The sequence below is a fragment of the Methylovulum sp. genome (assembly GCF_028687615.1).
In the GTDB taxonomy this organism is placed as follows: Bacteria; Pseudomonadota; Gammaproteobacteria; order Methylococcales; family Methylomonadaceae; genus Methylovulum.
The window spans coordinates 1-3,893 of sequence record NZ_JAQTZU010000056.1 but is presented as its reverse complement, the minus strand read 5'-3'; the positions used below and the strand labels follow the sequence as shown (position 1 = coordinate 3,893).

Annotated in this window: 2 protein-coding genes and 1 riboswitch; both genes read left to right on the top strand. The window is 50.4% G+C overall.

Annotated elements, in window-relative coordinates:
* The first annotated feature begins 247 nt into the window (after positions 1–247).
* Positions 248–2,554, top strand: a complete 2,307-nt coding sequence (gene pbpC, locus PHH59_RS16870) for a penicillin-binding protein 1C (protein ID WP_300019023.1) — start codon at positions 248–250, stop codon at positions 2,552–2,554.
* A 221-nt stretch (positions 2,555–2,775) separates the two neighbouring features.
* Positions 2,776–2,978: riboswitch (cyclic di-GMP riboswitch) on the top strand.
* Positions 2,979–3,001: 23 nt separating this feature from the next.
* On the top strand, positions 3,002–3,595 hold the full coding sequence (locus PHH59_RS16865) for a hypothetical protein (protein WP_300019020.1): 594 nt from the start codon (positions 3,002–3,004) through the stop codon (positions 3,593–3,595).
* Positions 3,596–3,893 lie beyond the last annotated feature (298 nt).

Below are 3,893 nucleotides of genomic sequence, written 5' to 3'. Positions count from 1 at the left end.
TTTTAACCATTTCTAATAATATCTATAAGCCAGATGTGCCGTTATTGATGGGTTTCACTGCGTTCTACCCATCCACAAATTACCAATCTAACGAGTCCGGTGGGCAGGGCTTTCCTGCTCACGCGATCAAACACAAGACATCCTAACAATCCCATCAATGAAGAATTGAATTGCGTTTAACCTAATCCAGACGATAGAGTTTGCCACTTCATCAGTTACGACGACAGCTTAAAGCAAGCCAAAATACATGAGATTTACCGCTAACGCTTTAAAACTGTCGCCAATCAAGCTAGCGCTGTTAGGTGCTGTTTTACTGCTGTTGATCTGGCTGGGTTTGGGCTTTACCCCTCAACCCCTGCTGGTTAACCGCGCCAACGGCTCTTATGCCGTTATCGACAACAACGACCATTTGTTGCGGCTGAGCCTGACGTCTGATGAAAAATACCGGGTATGGACGCCGTTGGCTGAGCTGCCGCAAACCTTGCAAGATGCGACTTTACATTACGAAGACCGCTGGTTTTATCAACACCCCGGTATCAATCCGGTAGCCTTGTGTCGTGCGGTCTTGAGCAGTCTGATTCCCCATAATCGCTGGATGGGCGCATCGACTTTAACTATGCAACTGGCCCGCCAGCGTTGGCGGTTGAAGACGGATACCGTTACCGGCAAACTGAAACAAATGGCTTATGCCGTGTGGTTGGAGCGGCATTTCAGCAAAACCGAACTGTTGCAGGCCTATTTAAATCTTGCGCCTTATGGCGCCAACATTGAAGGCGCGGGTGCTGCGTCCTGGGTGTATTTTCATAAGCCGGTGTCGGCGCTTAGCCAGGATGAAGCCCGCGCGCTGGCTTTGATTCCACAAAATCCCAGTGCGCGGGCGCCGATGACTCCGGCGGCGTTGCAACGGCTGCGGCAGGCTTGGCAAACTGCCTACGCAGATGATCCGGGGTTCGATAGACTCTGGTTTAGGCAGCGTAAAGATCTGCCGTTTCGAGCGCCGCATTTTTCCGAGCGACTGCATAAATTGTATCCGCAAGCTGCCACATTGGCGTCGACGCTGGATACCACGGTGCAGGAATTAAGCGAAGAATTGCTGGCCGGATTTTTGCGTCAGCATCATCTGCAAGGCGTTGTTAATGCCAGTGTGATGGTGGTGCATGCGCCGAGCATGTCCGTGTTGGGTTATGTGGGGTCGGCGGATTATTTCAATCGGGATATTCAAGGCTATGTTAACGGTTTAAAAGCGCTGCGTTCGCCCGGTTCCACGCTTAAACCTTTTATTTATGCGCAGGCCATTGCGCAAGGGCTGATTACGCCGGACACCCGTGTTAAGGATACCCCGTTGCGAATGGGCGATTACCAGCCGGAGAATTTCGAGCGCAATTTCTACGGGCCGTTGTCGGCGACCGATGCGTTGGTACGCAGCCGAAATATTCCGGCGATCAGTTTGCTGGCGCAACTGCAAAAACCGACTTTTCACCAGTTTTTACAACAAGCGGGCGTCCCCATTCCTAAGCAAGCGGCCAATTACGGGCTTAGCTTGGCGATAGGCAGCGCCGAGATTTCGATGGAAGATTTGCTCAGGCTATATGGCTTGCTGGCTAACAATGGCGAGTTGAAAGAGTTGCGTTGGTTAAACCAAACCGACCCATCACCGCAAGCCAATCAACCGCTATTACTGCCGGAAGCCGCGTTTTTAGTGAGAGACATGCTGGAAACCAATCCACGCCCGCAACGCAGTTTTGGCGGGCGAAGTTTCGGTCAACAGCAAGCGGTCGCCTGGAAAACCGGCACGTCTTCGGGCCTGAAAGATGCCTGGGCGATTGGCATCATGGGTGATCTGCTGGTTGGCGTTTGGGCGGGTAATTTCGACGGCAGCCCCAATCGCCATTTAATCGGTCGGGAATTGGTCGGGCCGTTGTTGTTTGGCGTTCTCGATGCCATCGCGATGGAACGTCCGATTGCCGAATCTGATGCAAAATCGCCTACCGGCCTAAAGCGCATAGAAATCTGCCCGTTATCCGGTCAGCCGGTTTCGCCGTGGTGTCCGCGTGGTAAAACCGGCTGGATTATTCCGGGCGTATCACCGATTAAAACCTGTACCCTTCATCGCCGGATCAGGATTAATCCGGCCAACGGTTTACGCCTGTGTCCGGACGATCAACGCCAAGGCGAAACGCGGGTGGCAGAATTTTGGGACAGCGACGAATTGGAGTCGTTTCGCCAAGCCGGTGTGCGGCGCGACAATCCACCCGCCTTCGAGCGTTCATGTGAGGATGCAACCGAAAGCAATGCCGCCGCCAATCCGCCCAAAATTGTCTCGCCGCAGGCGGGTGTGAGTTATCCGATCAGGGCGGGGCAGCAAAACACCATAGAATTTAGTGCCATCTCTGCGGGCGGGCGGCACCGGTTATTTTGGTTTGTTGATGATAATTTTATCGGCGAAGGCGCTACGGTATTTTGGCCCGGTAAACCCGGCCAGTTTGCGGTCGCAGTTATTGACGATCACGGGCAGTCGGCCAGTGCCGCTTTTAAGGTAGTGCCGACCGATTAGTGGGTTGTGCTGATTGCTGATTCCAAACCCCACCGTTAACTTCAAATCCCCCCGATGTAATACATGTCTTAAAACATTAACTTACCTGTCACTGAAATGTCTCAATCAACCGGTAATCTACAGGCATTCAAAAAACCAAGCAGTTGATCGCTTCGGTCTTTAGTAAAAATGGTTCGGGGGTATCGCGTTTTACCCTTGTGTTGTTATTTCAAAATCAGAACAGTGGCAAAAGCCAAACCTATCGTGAGGTAGGGACGGAAAACTTCGGGTCTTTATCGATTAAAAAGGAGAGCCTCGAAAACCCTGCACTTCGATAAGCTCACCACGAACGGTGTCTTATAAATAAGTTCCGTTCGTGGTGAGCTTGTCGAACCATGAACGGAGTGGGTTTTTCGAGGTTTCCAAAGATAGCCGGGTTGCCACCTTATTAACGTAAGGACTTATCTAATGAAAGGAAATAACTGTATCAAATGGGGCTTAGCCCTGATGTTGTTGTCAGTTGTGAATACAGGTAGCGCCTCAAGTAAGGCATTTAATGAAGCATCGTTTTTAGATGCTAATAAAAGCGTTGCTATTGATAAGGTTCAGGCCGGTTTTAATGCCGCAGAGCAATTAAAGGTATCGTTAAACTCGACAACCGACAGTAGTTTTTCAGCTGTTACGGGCAGTAACAACGCATGGGCGATCCAAACGAATTTATGGCTGCTAAACGCTAATAAGCCTTCCGGCAATCCGCAAGCATTAATCGATACCTTTGCCGGTAGCGCCTTAGCTTTTAACACGGGTTCGACTTGGGATGCGATGGGTGAAAAGCGATGGCTGGCAGATTGGAGCGTTAGCGTCAGCAACATTATTAATACCTTAAGTGTCAGTGCGGTTAGGGTGTCGGTCATTTCTATGCTTGGTTCATCCGAGGTTCTCGCGGCTGTAGCAGCTATCTCAGCTATTCCGTTATCAACCATGGTTTGGGTGTTTCTTACCGGATTAATGATCTTGCTCGCTACCCGCCGCAAACATGCGGTGTTAGGGATAGTTGCGTAATGATGTCAAATTTACCAAGTTACCGGTGGGAGCGACGCCTACGTCGCGATTTGCAGGCTTTGGTCGCGACGTGGGCGTCGCTCCCACAAGTCACTTTTATAGCAATCAACTAATGCTGAATAGTGACAAAAGACAAGGTCAAAAATGTAATACATTTCATCAAACTGTAATCAAGCTGTCACCGAAACAACACAACAACTCTGGAATAATTCGCACCAAGTTGAGGCGGCTGTATAGGGTTATGACTTAACGAATTGGATGTAACTAGGGAACAAGGATGGCACGAAAAGGGAGTGGC